Here is a 19,443-nt window from a genome sequence, read left to right as displayed (position 1 = left end):
GATTGAATACCGCGTATGCACAATCGTTTTCAGGCCAAGACCCTTGCCACGCTGGCTGCAGTCACTCTTGCAGGCACCGCGCTGACCGCATGCTCTACGGAGTCCGAAGACGCGGCCGAAGGTTCCGGCATCATCGCCACCACCGGGGTGTGGGCAGATGTTGCCGCCGCCGTGACCGGGGAGGACGTGGATGCGATCATCACCGGCGACGCTGTAGACCCGCACCACTTCGAGCCGTCCGCCAAGGACCTGTCTCGTATCAAGGAGGCGGCGACGGTCGTCGCTAATGGTGGCGCCTACGACGCGGCCTTGTACACCGTCGCGGAGCAGGACCGCATCGTGCACGCCATTCCGCTGCTCGACCACGCAGAGCACGATCACGAGCACGCCCACAGCAATCACCTGCCGGAGTCCCTCGACGAGTTGGAGCACGCCTGGTTCGCACCGTCAAAGGTCCGCGAGGTAGCCGATGCGGTGGCGCAGCGTACCGGTGGGGATGCTGGGGTCGTCGATACGCGAATTGCTGCAATCGAGGAGAAGCTCGCTTCCGTGCCGCACGTGCACATCGGCATGACCGAGCCGATCGCCGCCGGGCTTGTATGGGGCACTGAACTGCACGACATCACCCCGGAGGAGTACGTCAAGGCCAGCCTGAACCACCAGGAGCCGTCTGCGGCTGCGGTGTCGGCGTTTTTGAACCAGATCAAACAGGGCGACATTGACATGCTTTTCGTCAACCCACAGAGCACCAACAGCGCCACCGAACGGTTGGCCGCTGTCGCGCAGATGAAAAATGTCCCCATTGTTGAGATTCGGGAAACTTCCCCGGCAGGCGAGAACTTCCTCGACTACTTTGAGAAGATCGTGGACCAAATCGTGGAGATCGCCAACAACGCCGAGCCGAGCTTCCACCACCATTAGTCAGGACATACACATTTGATTGCTGAGCTACGCGGCGCCGCCGTCGACCCGTTGTGGTCGGGCCTCGACCTGACCATTGAACGCAGCGAATTCATCGCGGTGCTCGGCCCCAATGGGGTGGGCAAATCCACCCTGTTGGGCACGTTCATGGGAACCCGCCGCCTCACGCACGGCTCGGCGGAAGTGCACGGCCGCATCGGGTTTATCCCGCAGCAACACATGTTCCCCAAAGACCTCCCCGTTCGCGGGCGTGACCTGGTCAAACTTGCAATGGGGAAACGTACAAAACCAGAAGACGTCGAGTCGCAGCTTGCCTCCGTCGGCGCGCAATCGTTCGCCGACCGCCGCGTCGGCATCCTCTCCGGTGGGCAGCAACAGCTCATCCGCCAAGCACAAGCCTTCGCGCAGGATCCGGAGCTTGTGCTTGCCGACGAACCCCTGCTCTCCCTCGACCCCGCCCGCGCACGCGATACTGTTGAGCGACTGGCAGAGCACCCCGCTGCTGTGGTGTGCGTGACGCACTCCATCAACCCGGTGCTCGACGTGGTGGACCGAGTGCTCTACATCGGACCTGAGGGCCACGTCATCGGACCCGTGGCCGAGGTGATGCGCTCGGAGGTGCTTAGCGAGCTCTACGGCACACGAGTAGACGTTGTGGAAGTAGACGGACGGATGGTGGTCCTGTGAACACGTTTATCACCGATACCTCGTACCTGCTGAGCCAAGACTTCGTCCAAACCACACTCATCGCATGTGCGTTTTTGGGCATCCTGTCCGGCGTGATGGCGCCACTGATCGTGCTGCGCCAGATGTCGTTTTCGGTCCACGCCACCTCTGAGCTAGCACTCATGGGCGCATCCGCCGCGCTGCTGTTCGGCCTCAACGTCGGATTCGGCGCGGTCGCGGGTGCGATCGTGGCAGCGCTGGTACTCGCTGCGCTGGGGCTGAAAGGCCAGCAAGATTCCGCCGTGGGCGTGGCGATGAGTTTCGGCATGGCCCTATCCGTGCTGTTTATCCACCTCTACCCCGGCAACTCCAACCGTGCGCTGGCACTTCTGACCGGCCAGATCGTGGGTGTGTCCGCCCAGAACGTGATGCTGTTGGCGGCAACCACGGTCCTGGTCGCCGTCGCGGTTGTCGTGTTGTGGCGCCCGTTGCTGTTCGCCTCCGCGGATCCGGTGATGGCAGCCGCGTGCGGTGTCCCGGTACGCACGATGGCGCTGGTGTTCGCGGTGCTGGTCGGCATCGCCTCCGCACAGTCGGTACAGATCGTCGGCGCACTGCTGGTCATGTCGATGCTGATCACGCCCGGCGCGGCCGCCGCCCAAGTCACCGCGAACCCGGTGCGTGCCGTGTGGCTGTCAATCCTGTTCGCCGAGGTTTCCGCGATCGGCGGCATGGTGCTCTCGCTCGCCCCTGGCGTGCCGGTGAGCGTGTTCGTGGCGTTTATCTCCTTCGGCATCTACCTTCTGTGCCGGGTGGTCGCCTACCTGAAGGCGCGGTAGTCGGCAGGTTTTGCGCCAGCCTCGATGGCCTCAGCCGCCGCAGCGAGGAAGTCGCGACGCACCTTCTTCTGCCCCAACTCACGCCCGGACACGGACAGGCGGATCGTGTTGCCTTTCTCCGCGCCGCGCCCGGCGGCCTTGATCACGTTTCGGCGCCACCACTTCGCAGCACCGTAGCCCTCACCCACCGACAGGTTGCGGGCCTGAGCAAACTCTCCGCGAGCCAGCCGGTAGATCCCCTTCGTCGACGCCGCGACCACAAACCCGAACTCCCCCATCACCTCAAGCGTGCCCTCGGACATGCGCCAACGCGGCGGGGCAAACATGTCCAGGTCAAAGCCCAGCGCAGCCATCTGACGGGTCGCCCCCTTTAAGCGCAGCCGTGCTTCGTGGGCACCGAGGGTGGCAAACTCGCTGCGCCTACCCTGCACCGGCTGGTCGAACCCGTTGAGCAGCAGTGCACGGGCATCGTGCTGCTCTGCAAGCCAACCTCTGGTGGTGGTGTCTTTGGCCAGGTGCCAGGTGGCGTCGATATGCGGCGCCACAAGCAGCGACACCGGCACGCGTTCCTTATCCAGGTCGCGCACCATGCTTGTCACGTCGTCCAACGTGGCGTCGAAGATGGACGAGATAGAGACAAGCAAGCTGCCGGGCATAGCCGGGATTATCGCACAGGTTCGTCGACTGCGCCCGACTTCACCAACGTCCATGCGTACTCAAACGCGGTCTGCTTCCACTTGGCGTACCGGCCCGATACGCCGCCGTGGCCTGCGGACATTTCGGTCTTGAGCAGGATCTCGCCACCGGTGGCCACCTCGCGCAGTTTTGCCACCCACTTCGCGGGCTCCACGTAGAGCACACGGGTGTCGTTCAGGCTGGTAATCGCCAGAATGTCCGGGTAGTTCTGCGCCTTGACGTTCTCGTACGGGGCGTATGTAGCCATGTAGTCGTAGACGGTGACGTCGTGGTACGGGTCGCCCCATTCCTCCCACTCGCCGACGGTCAGCGGCAGTTCGGGTTTCAGGATGGAGGTCAGCGGGTCCACGAACGGCACGATCGCCTGGATGGCGGCGAACTTCTCCGGGGCCATGTTCGCCACCGCGCCCATCAGCAGGCCACCGGCGGAACCGCCTTCGGCGACCATCTGCTCGTGCGTGGTCAGCCCTTCGGCCACTACGGCGTCGGCACATGCGATGAAGTCGGTGAACGTGTTCACCTTGTGCAGCATCTTGCCGTTGTCGTACCAGCCGCGGCCCATCTCACCGCCGCCGCGCACGTGGGCGCACGCCCAGATCATGCCGCGATCCAGCAGCGACAGCCGCGCCACCGAGAAGCCAGGGTCCATCGACGCCTCATACGAGCCGTAGCCGTACAGCAAAAGCGGCGCAGGGCCTGTGACACCCTTGCGACGCACCACGGATACCGGCACCTTCGCGCCATCCTTGGCGGTGGCCCACACGCGGAAGGCCTCGTAGTCGTCGGCGTTGTAGCCGCCTTCGACTTCCTGTTCCTTCAGCAGCGTCATCTCACCGGTCGCCACCTCATAATCAACGACCTGCGACGGCTGCGTGTACGAGGAGTACACGATGCGCACCACCGGCGCGTCCCACTCCGGGTTGCCGCCGAGGCTCGCGGTGTAGAGCTCCTCAGAGAACTCAAGCTCGGTGAACTCGCCGAAGCCATTGCTTAGCGACGACACCGCCAACCGCGGAATCCCTCCCCGGCGATACCCCATGAACATGAAGTCGCGGTACGTATCGATGCCCTCGATACGCATCGAATCTGAGTGCTCCACCAGCACGTCCAAATCGCGCAGGGCCGGCAACTCACCGACCGGCGTGGTGGCCACACAGAAGTTCGGCCCGTGGGCGTTGTGGGTGATCACCCACTGCTCTTTACCGTCCACCACGCAGTAGTCCGGGTGGTACTCAATGCCGGACTCGCGCGGCCACAGCACCTCGAACTCACCGGTCGGATTGTCCAAATCCAGCACCCGGTACTCGGAGGTCAGCGAAGAGGACGTCACAATCATGAGGAACCGCTCCGCGCGGTCCGCCCCCACACCGACGCCGAATTTCTCGTCCGTCTCTTCGTAGATCAGCACGTCGTCTTCGGCCGGGGTGCCCACCTTGTGGCGCCAGACCTGGTGGGGGCGCCAAGCGTCGTCCACACGCACGTAGAACAGGTACTCTTCGCCGGCCCAGGTGGCGCCGTAGAAGATGTTGTCGAGGCAGTCGTCGAGAAGCTCGCCCGTCTCAAGGTTCTTAATGCGCAGCGTGAAGCGCTCGTCGCCTTCAGTGTCGTAGGAGTAGGCCAACAGACGACCGGTCGTGGCCACCGAGGAGGCACCCAGGGAGAAGAACTCGTGGCCTTCTGCCAGTTCGTTGATGTCCAGCAGAACCTGCTCGTCCGCCATGTGGTCGTTGACCTCGGGCGGGGTCCACGGCTCGTCACGCGTCGGCACACGGCAGGAAATGCCGTAGTTCTTGCCCTCAATGGTGCGGCTGTAGTACCACCAGTCGCCCTGGCGCTGCGGCACGGACATGTCAGTTTCCTTGATGCGGGACTTGATCTCGGCGTAGATGTCGTCGACAAGCCCGGACCACGCGGCGGTCTTCGACTCCGTGTAGGCGTTTTCAGCCTCGAGGTAGCTGATTACCTCGGGGCTTTCTTTGTCCCGCAGCCACTCGTAGTCGTCGACAAAGTCGCGGCCGTGGAACGATCGTGTAATCGGGTGCTTCGCAGCTTTCGGAGCATTCATGCCCAGAAAGCCTACGCGTGCTCCCCCGGCCATTCAGAGAAGCGTCGGCCACTCAGGCGCTCGTACGCCTCGATGTAGCGGTCGCGGGTGGCCTCCACCACGGATCCGGGCAGTTCAGGCGGCTGCACACCATCGGCCGGATCCCAACCGGACTTCGAGCTTGTCAGCCAGTTGCGCACGTACTGCTTGTCAAAGCTCGGCTGGGTCGCACCCTCTTCGTAGCTGTCCGCCGGCCAGTAGCGGGAAGAGTCTGGGGTGAGGACTTCGTCGGCAAGCACAAGCTCACCGTTTTCGTCCAAACCGAACTCAAACTTGGTGTCTGCCAGGATGATGCCCTTGGTCTCCGCGTACTCGGCGGCACGGGTGTAGACATCCAGCGTTGCTGCACGCAGGCGCTCAGCCAGACCAGAACCAACCTTGTTGGCCACGAACTCGAAGGTGACGTTCTCGTCGTGGTCGCCCTGCTCCGCCTTGGTCGCCGGGGTGAAAATCGGCTCAGGCAACTTCGATGCCTCAGTTAGGCCCTCCGGCAGTTTCACGCCACAGACGCGGCCAGTGGCGTCGTATTCCTTCTTGCCAGAGCCGGTGAGGTAACCACGCGCAACGCACTCGAAGGGCACCATGTCGAGCTTCTTGACCACCATGGCGCGACCGAGGACCTCTTCGGGAATGCGCTCGTCGTCAATCGGCCCCGCAAGATGGTTGGGGACATCGCCGAGCAGGTCGAAGAAGAACATCGACGTTGCGGTGAGGATACGCCCCTTGTCCGGAATGGCCGGCTCGAGCGAGAAATCGAACGCCGAAATACGGTCGGATGCCACCATCAGCAGCGTGTTGTCATCGACTTCGTAAATTTCGCGGACCTTGCCGCCGGCGAGATGGGCATAATCAGAAAGCTCTGGACGCATGCGCGTTAGTATATTCCCCGTGATCAAACGCGCGACTGCAGTCCTACTCCCCCTCGTTTTGGCTGCGTGCGGCACCCCTTCGGAGTTCGCTGGCAACATGCCAGCGTTTGAACCAACCCGCGACGGCACCACATTGTCCTTCGGCGACACCGCCCGCGTGGTCACCGAGGATGTGAGCTTCCACGTCCCCGTGCAGTGGGACGTCACCGTCGGTGCCCCCAAAACGCGGCGCGCTCCACGCAGCGCCGAGCAGGCAAACATGCTCGTGTGTTTCCCCGTCACGTTCACCCCGGTTGCGGTGGGTGAGTTCCCCGTGGACGTCACCGTCACGCTGCCGAAGCTCACGCCTATCGACGACACCCTCACCGCCAACACCGCCAACCCCGAATACTGCGGCGAAAGCACCCTCACCGGCTACACCCCGGACCTCACCGGGCCCCAGCACGGCTTCGTCGCCTCCTGGTCCGGCACCGCAGACCGGGGTGTAGTAGGCACCGGCGTCGAGGTCAGCACCCGCGACGCCACTGTGACCTTTACTTCCCCCTAGAGGATCTCGCCCGGGGTGTAGTTCGCAGCCTCCGGGTGCGCATCCACAACCTCTTGCACGCGTGCAAGCACACGATCCACCTGCGCCTCGGCAGCGCCGATGAACGCGTGGCGGTCCTCGAGCGCCTTGTCCAGTGCTGCCTTGTCCAACGGAAGGCGCTCGTCGTTAGCCAAACGCTCCACAAGGTTCTGCTCCGCGCCGCGCTCGCGCATGTCCAGCGCCATAGCGACGGCGTTTTCCTTGATCACCTCGTGTGCGGTCTCACGGCCGACGCCGGCGCGCACCGACGCCATGAGGATGCGGGTGGTGGCAAGGAACGGCAGGTAGCGGTCCAGCTCGCGGTTGATCATGGCCGGGAACGCGCCGAACTCGTCGAGCACGGTCAGCATGGTTTCCAGCTGGCCGTCAATGGCGAAGAACGCATCCGGCAGCGCCACGCGACGCACCACGGAGCAGAACACGTCGCCCTCGTTCCACTGCTGGCCAGCAAGGTCGCCAACCATGGTGAGGTAGCCACGCAGGATGACCTGGAAGCCGCCGACGCGCTCACAGGAGCGTGCGTTCATCTTGTGCGGCATCGCCGAGGAACCAACCTGGCCTTCCTTGAAGCCCTCCGTGACCGTCTCGTTGCCAGCCATGAGGCGGATCGTGGTGGCCAGCGACGACGGGCCTGCACCCAACTGCACCAGCGAGGACACCACGTCGAAGTCGAGCGAGCGCGGGTACACCTGTCCCACCGAGTCAAAGACGCGGTCGAAGCCGAGACCTTCTGCGATGCCCTGCTCGAGCTGCGCCAGCTTGGCCTCGTCGCCACCCATGAGATCCAACATGTCCTGCGCGGTACCCATCGGGCCCTTGATGCCGCGAAGTGGGAGCCGATCCAGCAGTTCCTCAATCCGTTCGATGGCCACCAGGATCTCATCGGCAGCAGAGGCGAAACGCTTGCCCAGCGTGGTGGCCTGCGCCGCAACATTGTGGGAGCGTCCAGCCATGACCAGGGACTTGTACTCGCCAGCGCGGTTGCCCACCGCCTTGAGCAGCGCGACTGCCTTGTCGCGGGTCAGTTCCAGCGCCTTGCGCACCTGGAGCTGCTCCACATTTTCGGTCAGGTCGCGCGAGGTCATCCCCTTGTGGATCTCCTCGTGGCCCGCCAGCGCATTGAACTCCTCAATGCGTGCCTTCACGTCGTGGCGAGTGACCTTCTCGCGCTGCGCGATCGAGTCCAGGTCGACCTTGTCGATGACCTTCTCGTAGTCCTCGATAGCGCCCTCGGCGACCTCGACACCGAGTTCCTTTTGGGCCTTGAGCACTGCGATCCACAGTTGGCGCTCAAGGATGATCTTGTGCTCCGGAGCCCACAGGGTGGCCATCTCCGGGGAGGCGTAACGGTTGCTCAGAACATTGGAATTACTCGGTTTCACGGCATTTATCCTAGGGAAATAGCGCCTTCGATGGCGGGGCGGGCGATGTCTTTGCGGTAGAAGGATCCGGGCAGTTCGATGCCCTCAATGATGCGGTACGCGTTGTCCACGGCCTCCTTGAGCGTTGCGCCATTGCCGACGACGCCAAGCACACGGCCACCAGACGCCACATAATTGCCGTCCCCTTCCTTGGTGCCTGCGTGGAGGACCTTCGTCGGGTCATCGAGTGCGTCGCCGGTGATCACACCACCGGTCTTTGCGGACTGCGGGTAGCCCTCGGCAGCCAGCACGACCATGGCAGCGAACCCGTCACGCCACTGCAGCGGCTCGATCTCATCCAACCGGCCCTCGGCGACGGCCAGCAGCACGTCGGCCAGCGGGGTCTCGAGCAGCGACAGCACGGCCTGGGTTTCTGGGTCGCCGAAGCGGGCGTTGAACTCCACCACCGCCGGGCCTTCCGGCCCCCACGCGGCACCGATGTAGAGCAGGCCCTGGTACGGAATGCCACGGTTGACCATTTCGGTGGCCACGGGGCGGGCGATGTCGTCGACAAGCACCTGCACCCCATTCTCCGGCAACCACGGCAGCGGCGCGTACGCACCCATGCCACCGGTGTTCGGGCCTTCGTCATTGTCGTAGGCGCGCTTGTGGTCCTGAGCGGGCAGCAGCGGCACGACCGTTTCGCCGTCGACGAGGCAGAACAGCGACACCTCCGGGCCTTCAAGGAAGGACTCGAACAACACCGGGTTGCCAGCTGCGATGACAGCCTCCGCGTGCGCCTTGGCTTCGGCGCGGTCCTCGGTGACCACAACACCCTTGCCGCCGGCAAGGCCGTCGTCCTTGACCACGTAGCGCGGCCCGTACTCGTCTAACACGGACTCGATACCATCTGCCGATTCCACGCGGGTCGCCGTCGCCGTCTTCACACCAGCCGCCGCCATGACCTCCTTGGCAAACGCCTTCGAGCCCTCAAGCTGCGCGGCCGCCTTCGTTGGTCCGAAGACGGGGAAGCCGGCGTCGATCAACGCGTCGGCTGCACCCGCAACCAACGGCACCTCAGGTCCGATGACCACGAGTTCCGCGTCGATCTCACGGGCGAGCGACACAATATCTACTGGGGACGACACGTCGAGCGGACGCACCGTGGCCAGGCGGGACATACCCGCGTTACCCGGCGCGACAGTGAGCTCATTGCCGTGCATTGCATGGAGAAGGGCGTGTTCCCGGCCGCCCGAACCGATGACAAGGATGCGCATGCGATCCAACTTACCGGTAGCGTCGGAGACTATGAGCACTGTATTCAGCAAAATTATTGCAGGCGACATCCCGGGCCGAATTGTGTACCAGGACGACAAGGTCGCCGCATTCCTCACCATCGAACCGGTCGCGTACGGCCACACGCTGGTCGTTCCCATCGAAGAGATTGACAAGTGGACCGACATCCCGGCGGACCTGTGGGCGCACATGAATGAGGTGGCGCAGAAGGTCGGACGGGTGATCGTCGATAAGTTTGATGCGCAGCGCGCGGGCTACCTCATCGCAGGATTCGAGGTCCCCCACGCCCACATCCACGTCTTCCCCGCCAACGACATGTCCGGCTACTCGCTGGCCAGCGCAATGCGTGCCGACGAAACCGACGCCGCCAAGATGGACGCCGCCGCCGACACCATCCGCGAAGGCATTAAGCAGCTGGAAGCGAAATAGTAAACGTCGAGCCCTCGCCCGGCGCCGTATCGACAACCACGGTGCCGCCGTGGGCCTCGATCAGCGATTTGGTAATCGCCAGCCCCAGACCCGAGCCACCGCCCGAGCTGCGGTTGCGCGACGCATCCGCGCGGTAGAAGCGCTCGAAAATATGCTCGGCGTCCTTCTGTTCCATGCCGCAGCCATTATCCGCAATGTCGAGGACCACACGGTCCAGGTTGTGCCGGATCGTGATGGTCACCTCTGCATCCGGACCCGCGTGCTTAAAGGCGTTAGTGACCAAGTTGACCACTACCTGGCGCAGCCGGCCGGGATCCCCCACCACGACAGGGACGTCTGGGGTGTCCTTGACCACGTCCACCACCCGCTCTGGGTAGGCGGCGTGCATCGAGTCCTTCACCGAAAGCGCAAGCTCGAGCACATCCACCTCCTGCTTCTCCAGGCGGGAACCCTCCGCACGGGTTAGCGCCAGCAGGTCCTCGACGAGCAGCTGCATACGCGCGGACTCTTCATCGATCTTGCTCAGCACCATTTGCGGGTCATCCACCATGCCCTTGCGGTACAGCTCGGTGTATCCGCGCACGCTGGTGAGCGGTGTACGCAGTTCGTGTGAAGCATCGCCAACGAAGCGGCGCATCTGCTCTTCCTGCGCTTTCGCATTTTCCAGCGATTCTTGCAAGCGGCTCACCATGGTGTTCATGGCAAATGACAGACTGCCCACTTCTGTCTCACGTGGCCAAGCTGGCACTCGCCTGTCGGTATCGCCTCCGGCGATCGCCAGAGCGGTGTTTTCCACAATCTTTAACGGAGCCAACGCACGTGCCACAAAGTAGTTACTTGCAATGCCAATGCCGACGAGCACCAGCGCCCCAACCAGCGCCTCAATCTGTGCCAGGGAGCGCAACATCCGGTACTCCGACTCCAGCGACTTCGCCACATACTGGACGGAGCCGTCGGACTGCTCCGTGGCAATGGCACGCCAGCGCTTCACAGTCGTCGTATTTGGGTCGCTGAGATCAGAAGTGATCGTGACCAACTGTCCGAAGTCAGTCGTTTTGATCTGGCTCCAATCTGGCGAGTTGACCTCCCCCGGGCGCGACACCATCACGCCCCGGTCCGGGTACAGCCTGGATTGGGTGAACTCACTCGGCAGGTTCCAAGGGTTGAACTGCCACACCGGCCCCTGGTGCGCCCACGTATCCAAGCCTTCCCGCAGCTGGTCGTCTGCACGGTCCAGCAGCAGGTTGCGCATGAGGAAGTAGATCAGCACGGAACTCAGTGTCGTACCGATCACGGAGATGACCATCACGGTGGTGACAAGTTGCCGCTTCAGTGGCTTCTTTGTCGGCCCCGTAAATAAGGAATACGCCATAACGTTGCGAAAGGCCTACTGGCGTGGGGTGCGCAGCACGTAACCGACACCACGGACCGTGTGGATCAGCGGCACATCGCCCGTGTCTACCTTGCGGCGCAGGTAGGAAATGTAGGACTCGACCACGTTGCCGTCGCCGCCGAAGTCGTAGTGCCACACGTTGTCCAGGATCTTCGCCTTGGACACGACCACCTCAGCGTTGAGCATGAGGTAGCGCAGCAGGTTGAACTCCGTCGGGGAGAGCTCGACGATCTCGCCGGCTTTGGTGACCTCGTGGGTGTCGTCGTTAAGCGTCAAGTCCGCATAACGCAGGGTGGAATCCTGGTTCGAATCGTCCACCACGTTGCCGCGCCGCAGAATCACACGCAGGCGCGTGATCACCTCTTCGAGCGAGAACGGCTTGGTCACGTAATCATCCGCGCCAATGGTCAGGCCGTGGATACGGTCCTCCACGGCATCCTTTGCTGTCAGGAACAGCACCGGACTGTCAAGTCCTTCTGCTCGTAGCTTGCTGAGCAGCTCAAAGCCGTCCATCTCCGGCATCATCACGTCCAGGATGTACGCATCCGGGCGGGAGGTGCGCGCCAGCTCGAGGGCTTCCGCACCAGAGTTGGCGGTCTCCACATCAAAACCCTGGAACTTCAGAGACACCGTCAACAGTTCGACGATGTTCGGCTCGTCATCAACAACCAGCACCTTGAGGTTCTGCGAGTCAGCCATGGTTTGTGTTCTCCTTAATTTTTGCGGCAATCATGCACTTGCCACGATTAAACAACACAACGCTGTACGTCGCCTGTGTACTTGCTGCCCAAGGTTGAGCAAGTCGATCTTTGTTCGCCAAAGAAAGTGCCCCCTCGCCGATACGTATCGACGAGGGGACCCACGAGCTGGAGACGAGACTTGAACTCGCAACCTACGCATTACAAGTGCGTTGCGCTACCGATTGCGCCACTCCAGCAACGCGCTAGATCTTACACATAGCCCGTGGTCGCGCGAAAACCGCCAAGCCGATAGTGTGGCCTGTGTGGAAAAGAGATTGTGGGGAAAGCTCAGAGGTTCGCGCCAACGCTTAGCGACGATCGACGCTGCCCGCACCTCTCCTCCCCCATCCGTCCTCGCCCCAATCAACCTGACCGACCCGACCGAGGTCGCCGCGGTGATGAACATCGCCGCCCGCATCGGGGAAATCCTCATCGCTAACGCAACAACATCTGCGGACGCGATCAAGCAGATCCACACCGTGTGTTCGTCGTACGGCCTGCACTATGTGCACGTATCCATCACGGTGAACACGATTACGTTGAACACCATCATCGGCGTGGACCATCGCACCCCGGTCACCGTGTTCCGCGTGGTCACCATGATCAGCGAGAACTACCACAAACTGCAGGAAGTGGACCGCCTGATCCGCTCGATCCGCTCAGGTGCGACGCCTCCTGAGATGGCGGAGAAGATTCTCGACGAGATCGACAACGCCCCCATCCCCTACCGCAACACCCGCAACTTGGCCGGTTGGGCTGTGATGGGTTTCTTCGTGGCCATGTTGCTCGGCGGCGATTTGCTGCTCATGTTCTTCGGCGGCCTGACCGCGTTTCTCATCATGGGCTTTTCCAAGTTGCTCTCCCGTGGCGGGTTGCCCGGGTTTTTTCACAATGTGATTGGTGGGTTCGTCGCCACGCTGCCCGCTGCAATCGCCTATGACTTTTCCGCCTCGATCGGGCACACGATCAACCCCAGTCAGCTGATCGCAACAGGCATCATCGTCCTGCTTGCAGGTTTGACGCTGGTGCAATCGCTTCTCGACGGCGTCACCGGCTCCATGGTCAACGCCTCCGCCCGCTTCTTCCAAGCCATGTTGGGCACCGGCGGCATCGTCGCAGGCGTCGCCGCTGGCGTGCAGGTTTCCGAGCTGGTCGGGATGCCACTGCCACCAGTCGAGGTGCTCCCAGCTGATGCGGCGTACAACAACGTGTGGCTGACCACCTTCGGTGGTGCGATGGCGGCAGCCTCGTTCGCGGTGTGTTGCTTTGCGGAACGAGCCGCTGTGCTGCTGTCCTTCGTCACCGCAGCGACAGGTTCATTCATCTTCTACATCGTGCTCACTCCGCTCGGCGCTGGCCGACTGTTGGCTATCGCGGCGTGTGCGGTCGCCGTCGGCTTGGCCGGCGGTCTCATTTCCCGTCGCTTCCTGATCAACCCGGTGATCACTGCTGTCGCCGGCGTGACCCCGTTCCTGCCCGGTTCGTGGATCTACCGCGGCATGTACGCACTGATGAACGAGCAGCTCCTGCTCGGCATGATGAACCTACTGACCGCGATCGGCACCTGCCTCGCCCTAGCCGGCGGTGTGGTGTTCGGCGAGTGGCTGGCCCGCCGCATCCGTGCCCCACAGCTCTACGTGCCGTACGAGGCGTTTAGGCGCGCTGGCCGGCTGACTTTCCAGCAGATTCGTCGGGTACGGCGCCGTCGTTAAGCAGGTGGCGTAGAATGATGGGGCTTTAGCTGTCGTTCTTGCAAGGAGGAACCCCCAAGTGCCACCTAAGATCACCGATTCGCGCCCCACCGCCGAACAAACGCATGCCGTTGAGGAGCAAACTGCGTCGGGCGCCCGTCGGATCGTGGCCACTTACGCTGAGGACTTCCTGGACGGCGTAACGCTCATGTCCATGCTGGGTGTCACCCCGCAGGGCTTCGTGTACAAGCGCTACGTCGAGGACCTGGAGCAAGCAGCGGAAGAGGAAGCGCCGAAGAAGGCCACCAAGAAGAAGGCCACGAAGAAGAAGGCGTCCAAGAAGAAGGCCACCAAGAAGAAGGCGACGAAGAAAAAGTCCACCAAGAAGGCAGTGAAGAAGGCTGCCAAGAAGACTGCTAAAAAGTCGACGAAGAAGACCGCCAAGAAGGCCTAATGGGTAGCAACGAGTTCCTCGTCGTGGCCAACCGCCTGCCTGTAGACAAGGTGGGCGACCATTACGAGGTCTCCCCTGGCGGTTTAGTCGCAGCCCTCGCACCGGTACTGCGCTCCCGTGGGGGCTGCTGGGTGGGATGGCCTGGCGATACCAGCGCAGAACTCGAACCGTTTGAGTTCAACGGCATCTCGCTGGTCCCCGTGTGCTTGGACCAGGACGACTTCGAGGGCTTCTACGAGGGCTTTTCCAACTCCACATTGTGGCCGCTGTACCACGACCTCATCGTCACCCCCGAGTACAGGCAGGAGTGGTGGGAGCGCTACGTCGCCGTCAACGAAAAGTTTGCGCGGGCGACCGCCAAAGCCGCTGGCAAAAACGCCACGGTGTGGGTGCAGGACTACCAGCTTCAGCTCGTACCGGGGATGCTGCGCGAACTACGCCCCGACTTAACCATCGGCTTTTTCCTGCACATCCCGTTCCCGGCACCAGCGCTGTTCCAGCAGTTGCCGTGGCGCGACGAGATCCTCTCCGGCCTGTCCGGCTGCGACCTGATCGGTTTTCAGCGCACCACCGACGAAGAGAACTTCCGCCTGCTCACCACCGATATTCGTACGGGTACCTTCCCAATTTCTATTGATGCGGATGAGGTGCAGGCGGCGACGGAGTCGTCGATACGCACACTGCGCAATTCGCTCGGCAACCCGAAGCACGTGCTGCTGGGCGTGGATCGGATGGATTACACCAAGGGCATCCTGCAGCGACTGCTGGCGGTCGAGGAACTGCTGGAGGAAGGCGAACTCGACGATATTGCCGTGGTGCAGTTGGCTACGCCGTCGCGTGAACGCATCGAGCACTACCGCAAGACCCGTACGGAAGTTGAGCAGGCGATCGGGCGTATCAACGGCCGCTTCGGCCAGGTCGGCCGCCCGGTCGTGCACTACATCCACCGCGGGGTGTCCAAGGACAAGCTGGGTACCTTTTATGCAGCGGCCGACATCATGCTGGTCACACCGTTTAAGGACGGCATGAACCTCGTGGCCAAGGAATACGTCGCCGCACACCCAAACGGCGACGGTGCGCTGGTGCTCTCCGAGTTCGCGGGTGCTGCGGTGGAGCTCAACCAGGCCTACCTGTGCAACCCGTTCGACCTGGGGTCCATCAAGGCCGCGATTGTGGCCGCAACCAATCCTGATCCGGCACGCATGCGGGCGATGCACGACTGGGTCATGGAACACGACGTGACCCGCTGGGCGCAGGACTTCTTGGAGGCGTTGTGAAGCGCGCGCTGCTGCTCGCCCCGGTGATGCTGCTCGCGGCGTGTTCGAGCCCGCAGCAGTGGCACGTCGTTGGCGTATACACCGACCCAGAGGCGCCCGTCGCGCGCAATACCGGCGGCGCATCCGTCACCTTTTCGGGTTCGTCGTTTTCCGGCACCACCGGCTGCGCTGAGGTTTCCGGCGAGTTTGAGGGCGACGACACTGTCCGTTTACGCGACGTCACCGTCGGCGACCCGGGCGACTGCTCCGGCTGGGCCCGCCACATGCACGACCAGTTGGCGCCCCTGCTTCACGACGACACCGAGTTCACCGTCTCCCGTCCAACCGATACCGACCTTGTACTCACCCTGCTCAGTGACGCCGTGGATGCCCCGGCCGTTAAACTGCGCACATGGTGATTGCTCAGGCCGAAACGTTGTTGGTGTGCCTCGACTTCGACGGTACGCTTGCTGAACTCAACCCCGACCCATACGCGGTCACAATGCACCCCGCGGCCGAAGACGCGATCCGTCGCCTAGCTGCAATCCCCGGCACCGAGGTAGCCATCCTGTCCGGACGTCACCTCGACGGCCTGCGTCAGGTCCTTCCTTCCGGCCTCAATGTCACCCTCGTCGGCTCCCACGGTGCCGAGCCCGGGCCCACGCTTGACGACGACGCCCGCGCCCACCTCGTCGACATCGAACGCCAACTGCGCGACATTGCGATTCCCCCTGCATATGTGGAGGTGAAGCCGTATCAGAGGGTGTTGCACGTGGCGCCGGTAACGGATAAGCAAGCGGCCCAGGACATGCTCGATGCCGCCGCTGCCCTGCCCGCCCGCAAGATCACACTGGGACACAATGTGGTGGAGTTTTCGGCCGTGGATATCACGAAGGGCACCTGGCTCGCCGAATACAAGCGCGACTTCGCGGCCACCGTGTTCGCGGGTGACGACGACACCGACGAAACCGCCATCGCCGCCCTCGGCCCCACCGACCTGGCGGTAAAGGTCGGCGACAAACCCTCGCTGGCCTCGCGCCGCGTCGCAGATGTTGACGCCATGGCTGCACTGCTCACAGAACTCGCCGACGAAAGGGAAGCATGGAACGCCTCTCGCTAGAGCACCAGGGACGCACCCGCACCTGGACCGCCGTCGAAGGCGACCCCGACACGCTCCTGCTGGTGCTGCACGGCTCGCGCCAATCCGGCAACGTGATGCGCAACTTCACCGACCGCACCTTTGAAACCCTCGGCGCGACCGTGGCCTACCCGGACGGTGTGGAACACCACTTCAACGACCTGCGCACCGGTTTCAACGAAACCGCACGCCGCCTGAACATCGACGACGTCGGATTCCTACGGAAGGTCATCGCACACCACGCCCCGCGTCGCGTGATCGGCATCGGCTTTTCCAACGGCGGCCAAATGGTCATGCGCCTCCTTTTCGACGCCCCCGGCCTCCTCGACGGCGCCGCCACCTTCGGCGCCTCCATGCCCGTCGAATCCAACACGTGTGTTGGCACTTCCGATTATCAGCCCACCCCGCTCGTTTCCGTCCAAGGCACCGCCGACCCGCTCGTCCCCTACAACGGCGGCGAAGCCGGGATCGGCGGCAACAACCGTGGCCAGACCCGTTCCGCAATCAACTCTGCGCAGTTCTTTGCGGAACTCAACTCGTGTGAGTGGCGGGGGTCGTCGACAAGCGGTGCCCTGCGTATCGACGACTGGCACGGCCCCGCCCCCGTCCGCCTCATCACCATCGACGGCTTCGGCCACATGGTGCCGGTAGCCAAAACGCTCGACGCGCGGCTCGGCCCCGGCACCGACGACATCACCGGCGGTGAGGTTATTCAGCGATTCTTCTTTGACGAGCGAACTCGCTAAGCACCACGCCCGCCGCCACCGACGCGTTGAGGGACTCCACCCAATCCGTCATCGGCACCGACATGATCACGTCGCAGTTCTCGCGCACCAGGCGTGAAATGCCCTTGCCTTCGGAGCCAACCACGATCACTACCGGGCCCGTGGCCTGGTCAAACGTGTCCAGGGTGTGCTCGCCGCCCGCATCCAGGCCGACGACCGTGTAGCCGTTGTCCTGGAACTTCTTCACCGTGCGAGTCACGTTGGTCACGCGCGCCACCGGCAACTGCGCCGCCGTACCCGCCGACGTCCGCCACGCCACACCCGTGACCTGCGCCGAACGCCGTTCCGGGATGATCACGCCGTTACCGCCAAACGCCGCAGTCGAACGAATCACCGCACCAAGATTGCGCGGATCCGTAATGTTGTCCAGCACCACAAACATGCCGGGGCCATCCACCGACTCCAGCAGGTCATCCAGGTCAGCGTACTTGTACGGCTGGATCTTCAACCCAATGCCCTGGTGTAGGCCGTTGCCGGTCATCGCATCCAACTGCTGGCGCGGCACCTCCTGCACCGGAATGTTCTTGCTGTTCGCCAGCGCAACGGCCTCGCTCAGACGGTCATCGTGGCCAGTGCCCTGCGCGACGAACAACGCCTCCGACGGCACCTTCGCCTTCAGACACTCAATGACCGGGTTGCGGCCCACCACCAGATCCGCCACCTCACGATCGTGCCGGCCCTGCGCGCGGCGCTTCTGCTCCAACTTGCGCTTATGCGCCGCGTGGTAGACGCGATCCTCAGCCTTCGGCGTCGCACCTTTGCCCTTCAGGCCACGGCGACGCTGCCCGCCAGAGCCCTTCGTCGGACCCTTTTTGTTCTTCTTCTGTACGTCACGACGCTGATACGGTTTCGCCATCGTCTACTCCTTTACCTGCCACTGCGGCCCCTCGGCCGTGTCGGTCACTTCAATTCCCGCACGCGCCAACCGGTCGCGCACCTCATCCGCCGTGGCCCAATCCTTCTCCGCACGCGCGGTCGCACGGCGTTCCAGTTCAGCTTCCACCAGCACGCCTAATGCCTTGCTATTGCCATTGCTTGACGACGACGGCCACGCTCCCGGATCAACCCCCAACACCGCCGCCATCGCACGCACCTGCGCCGCGATCGGGGCCGGATCGACTGCCTTATTGCCCTCGCGCACAAGGTTGTGGATTTCTGCGAGGGCTTTCGGGACGGCGAAGTCGTCGTTAAGCGCCTGCTCAAATGCCTCAGTCCACGTCGACGGCTCCGGCATACCAGCGCGCTTCACAAACTCCTCAATGCGCCTAAAGCCGGCCGCAGCTTCCTTGAGCGCCTCCGGCGAATACTCCAACACGCTGCGGTAATGCGCCGACCCGAGGTAGTAACGCAACTCCACCGGGCGCACCTCCTCCAGCATGTTGTCGATGGACAGCACATTGCCCAGGCTCTTCGACATCTTCTCGCCAGCCATGGTCACCCAGTGGTTGTGCATCCAGTACTGCGCGAAATCATCGCCCGCCGCATGCGACTGCGCCTGCTCGTTCTCGTGGTGCGGGAACTGCAGGTCAAGGCCACCACCGTGGATGTCAAACGTGCCACCCAGGTACCACGTGGACATCGCCGAGCACTCCAAGTGCCACCCCGGACGCCCATCGCCCCACGGGGTCGGCCAACTCGGCTCGCCCGGCTTCGCCGCCTTCCACAACGCGAAATCACGTGCGCCACGCTTGCCCGCGTTCGACGTCTCCCCCTGCTCCATCTCCTCAACCTTGTTGCCGGAAATCGAGCCGTAATCGCCACCCGCCTTCACCCAAGCGTCGACGTCGAAGTACACCGAACCGTCCACTGCATAGGCGTAGCCGTTATCTATCAGGCGCTGCATGTAATCGACCATCTGCGTCACATGCCCAGTTGCCCGCGGCTCCACCGACGGCGGCAACACACCAAGCGTGTCGTACGCGCGGGTGAACTCACGCTCGTACGTGGACACCCACTCCCACCAGGGGCGATTGTGCTCGTCTGCCTTGGCGAGGATCTTGTCATCAATATCCGTGACATTACGCACAAACGCGACGTCGTTGCCCTTCGCCGCAAACCAGCGACGAACAATATCGAACGCAACACCCGAACGCAGGTGGCCAATATGCGGCTTCGCCTGCGGAGTGGCGCCACACAGATAAATCGAAACGTGGCCAGGATTCACCGGGTCGAAGTCTCGCAGCGTGCGGGTCTTGGTGTCGAAAATACGTTGATTCACG

The 19,443-nt window shown here is 63.0% G+C and carries 20 protein-coding genes and 1 tRNA gene; 11 read left to right on the top strand and 10 right to left on the bottom strand.

All coding sequences use genetic code 11. The features are described 5' to 3' along the window. Positions 1-15: 15 nt before the first annotated feature. From HMPREF2690_RS07880 to HMPREF2690_RS07870, 3 genes are read left to right on the top strand one after another with little or no spacing between them, the layout of a single operon-like run. Positions 16-921, top strand: coding sequence for a metal ABC transporter solute-binding protein, Zn/Mn family (locus tag HMPREF2690_RS07880; RefSeq protein ID WP_083320347.1), 906 nt, complete (start codon positions 16-18; stop codon positions 919-921). Positions 922-936: 15 nt separating this feature from the next. Beyond that, positions 937-1,608 (top strand): metal ABC transporter ATP-binding protein, encoded by a 672-nt coding sequence (locus tag HMPREF2690_RS07875; RefSeq protein WP_070820600.1) that lies wholly within the window; start codon positions 937-939, stop codon positions 1,606-1,608. Next, entirely contained in the window at positions 1,605-2,426 is an 822-nt protein-coding gene (locus tag HMPREF2690_RS07870; RefSeq protein ID WP_070820599.1) for a metal ABC transporter permease, read from the top strand. The genes HMPREF2690_RS07875 and HMPREF2690_RS07870 overlap by 4 nt, the downstream gene beginning before the upstream one ends. On the opposite strand, the gene HMPREF2690_RS07865 is transcribed toward HMPREF2690_RS07870, so the two are convergent. From HMPREF2690_RS07865 to HMPREF2690_RS07855, 3 genes are read right to left on the bottom strand one after another with little or no spacing between them, the layout of a single operon-like run. After that, positions 2,408-3,082, bottom strand: a complete 675-nt coding sequence (locus tag HMPREF2690_RS07865; protein WP_070820598.1) for a DUF2334 domain-containing protein — start codon at positions 3,080-3,082, stop codon at positions 2,408-2,410. The two genes, HMPREF2690_RS07870 and HMPREF2690_RS07865, sit on opposite strands and share 19 nt — an antisense overlap. Before the next feature lie 8 nt (positions 3,083-3,090). After that, complete coding sequence (locus HMPREF2690_RS07860) at positions 3,091-5,187, bottom strand: S9 family peptidase (protein ID WP_070820606.1); 2,097 nt, start codon at positions 5,185-5,187, stop codon at positions 3,091-3,093. An 11-nt stretch (positions 5,188-5,198) separates the two neighbouring features. Continuing rightward, positions 5,199-6,095 carry a phosphoribosylaminoimidazolesuccinocarboxamide synthase gene (locus HMPREF2690_RS07855; protein WP_070816118.1) on the bottom strand — a complete coding sequence of 299 codons (897 nt, stop codon included), beginning with the start codon at positions 6,093-6,095 and terminating at the stop codon, positions 5,199-5,201. A 19-nt stretch (positions 6,096-6,114) separates the two neighbouring features. Between HMPREF2690_RS07855 and HMPREF2690_RS07850 the strand changes: the two genes are divergently transcribed. Further along, positions 6,115-6,642: a hypothetical protein gene (locus tag HMPREF2690_RS07850; protein ID WP_070450230.1), complete on the top strand. Its 528-nt coding sequence runs from the start codon at positions 6,115-6,117 to the stop codon at positions 6,640-6,642. On the opposite strand, the gene purB is transcribed toward HMPREF2690_RS07850, so the two are convergent. Beyond that, complete coding sequence (gene purB / locus HMPREF2690_RS07845) at positions 6,639-8,072, bottom strand: adenylosuccinate lyase (protein WP_371326021.1); 1,434 nt, start codon at positions 8,070-8,072, stop codon at positions 6,639-6,641. The genes HMPREF2690_RS07850 and purB overlap by 4 nt on opposite strands. Next, positions 8,069-9,319, bottom strand: coding sequence for a phosphoribosylamine--glycine ligase (gene purD, locus HMPREF2690_RS07840; RefSeq protein WP_070820597.1), 1,251 nt, complete (start codon positions 9,317-9,319; stop codon positions 8,069-8,071). The genes purB and purD overlap by 4 nt, the downstream gene beginning before the upstream one ends. Before the next feature lie 31 nt (positions 9,320-9,350). On the opposite strand from purD, the gene HMPREF2690_RS07835 reads away from it, so the two are divergent. Beyond that, a complete protein-coding gene (locus HMPREF2690_RS07835) occupies positions 9,351-9,767 on the top strand; it encodes an HIT family protein (RefSeq protein ID WP_070422510.1) in 417 nt (138 codons plus the stop codon). On the opposite strand, the gene HMPREF2690_RS07830 is transcribed toward HMPREF2690_RS07835, so the two are convergent. The 3 genes from HMPREF2690_RS07830 to HMPREF2690_RS07820 form a co-directional block, all read right to left on the bottom strand. Then, a complete protein-coding gene (locus HMPREF2690_RS07830; RefSeq protein ID WP_070568768.1) occupies positions 9,745-11,139 on the bottom strand; it encodes a sensor histidine kinase in 1,395 nt (464 codons plus the stop codon). The two genes, HMPREF2690_RS07835 and HMPREF2690_RS07830, sit on opposite strands and share 23 nt — an antisense overlap. Before the next feature lie 15 nt (positions 11,140-11,154). Beyond that, on the bottom strand, positions 11,155-11,859 hold the full coding sequence (locus HMPREF2690_RS07825; protein WP_070422508.1) for a response regulator transcription factor: 705 nt from the start codon (positions 11,857-11,859) through the stop codon (positions 11,155-11,157). A 165-nt stretch (positions 11,860-12,024) separates the two neighbouring features. Beyond that, positions 12,025-12,097, bottom strand: a tRNA-Thr gene (locus HMPREF2690_RS07820). Positions 12,098-12,163: 66 nt separating this feature from the next. On the opposite strand from HMPREF2690_RS07820, the gene HMPREF2690_RS07815 reads away from it, so the two are divergent. From HMPREF2690_RS07815 to HMPREF2690_RS07790, 6 genes are read left to right on the top strand one after another with little or no spacing between them, the layout of a single operon-like run. After that, a complete protein-coding gene (locus HMPREF2690_RS07815; RefSeq protein WP_246819529.1) occupies positions 12,164-13,612 on the top strand; it encodes a threonine/serine exporter ThrE in 1,449 nt (482 codons plus the stop codon). A 58-nt stretch (positions 13,613-13,670) separates the two neighbouring features. After that, on the top strand, positions 13,671-14,045 hold the full coding sequence (locus HMPREF2690_RS07810) for a hypothetical protein (protein WP_070422506.1): 375 nt from the start codon (positions 13,671-13,673) through the stop codon (positions 14,043-14,045). Next, positions 14,045-15,322 (top strand): alpha,alpha-trehalose-phosphate synthase (UDP-forming), encoded by a 1,278-nt coding sequence (locus HMPREF2690_RS07805; protein ID WP_070820595.1) that lies wholly within the window; start codon positions 14,045-14,047, stop codon positions 15,320-15,322. The genes HMPREF2690_RS07810 and HMPREF2690_RS07805 overlap by 1 nt, the downstream gene beginning before the upstream one ends. Continuing rightward, complete coding sequence (locus HMPREF2690_RS07800) at positions 15,319-15,720, top strand: YajG family lipoprotein (RefSeq protein ID WP_070820594.1); 402 nt, start codon at positions 15,319-15,321, stop codon at positions 15,718-15,720. The genes HMPREF2690_RS07805 and HMPREF2690_RS07800 overlap by 4 nt, the downstream gene beginning before the upstream one ends. After that, complete coding sequence (locus HMPREF2690_RS07795; RefSeq protein ID WP_070820593.1) at positions 15,714-16,421, top strand: trehalose-phosphatase; 708 nt, start codon at positions 15,714-15,716, stop codon at positions 16,419-16,421. The genes HMPREF2690_RS07800 and HMPREF2690_RS07795 overlap by 7 nt, the downstream gene beginning before the upstream one ends. Continuing rightward, positions 16,403-17,185 carry a CE1 family esterase gene (locus HMPREF2690_RS07790; protein ID WP_070820592.1) on the top strand — a complete coding sequence of 261 codons (783 nt, stop codon included), beginning with the start codon at positions 16,403-16,405 and terminating at the stop codon, positions 17,183-17,185. The genes HMPREF2690_RS07795 and HMPREF2690_RS07790 overlap by 19 nt, the downstream gene beginning before the upstream one ends. Here the strand turns inward: HMPREF2690_RS07790 and rlmB are convergent. Continuing rightward, positions 17,148-18,080 (bottom strand): 23S rRNA (guanosine(2251)-2'-O)-methyltransferase RlmB, encoded by a 933-nt coding sequence (gene rlmB / locus HMPREF2690_RS07785; RefSeq protein WP_070422501.1) that lies wholly within the window; start codon positions 18,078-18,080, stop codon positions 17,148-17,150. The two genes, HMPREF2690_RS07790 and rlmB, sit on opposite strands and share 38 nt — an antisense overlap. A 3-nt stretch (positions 18,081-18,083) precedes the next feature. Further along, positions 18,084-19,442: a cysteine--tRNA ligase gene (gene cysS, locus HMPREF2690_RS07780; RefSeq protein WP_070820591.1), complete on the bottom strand. Its 1,359-nt coding sequence runs from the start codon at positions 19,440-19,442 to the stop codon at positions 18,084-18,086. Between the last annotated feature and the right edge of the window lies 1 nt (position 19,443).

This window comes from Corynebacterium sp. HMSC034E11 (assembly GCF_001835905.1).
Lineage (GTDB): Bacteria > Actinomycetota > Actinomycetes > Mycobacteriales > Mycobacteriaceae > Corynebacterium > Corynebacterium coyleae.
The sequence above is the reverse complement of the archived record's forward strand: the minus strand, read 5'-3'. Positions and strand labels throughout refer to the sequence as shown.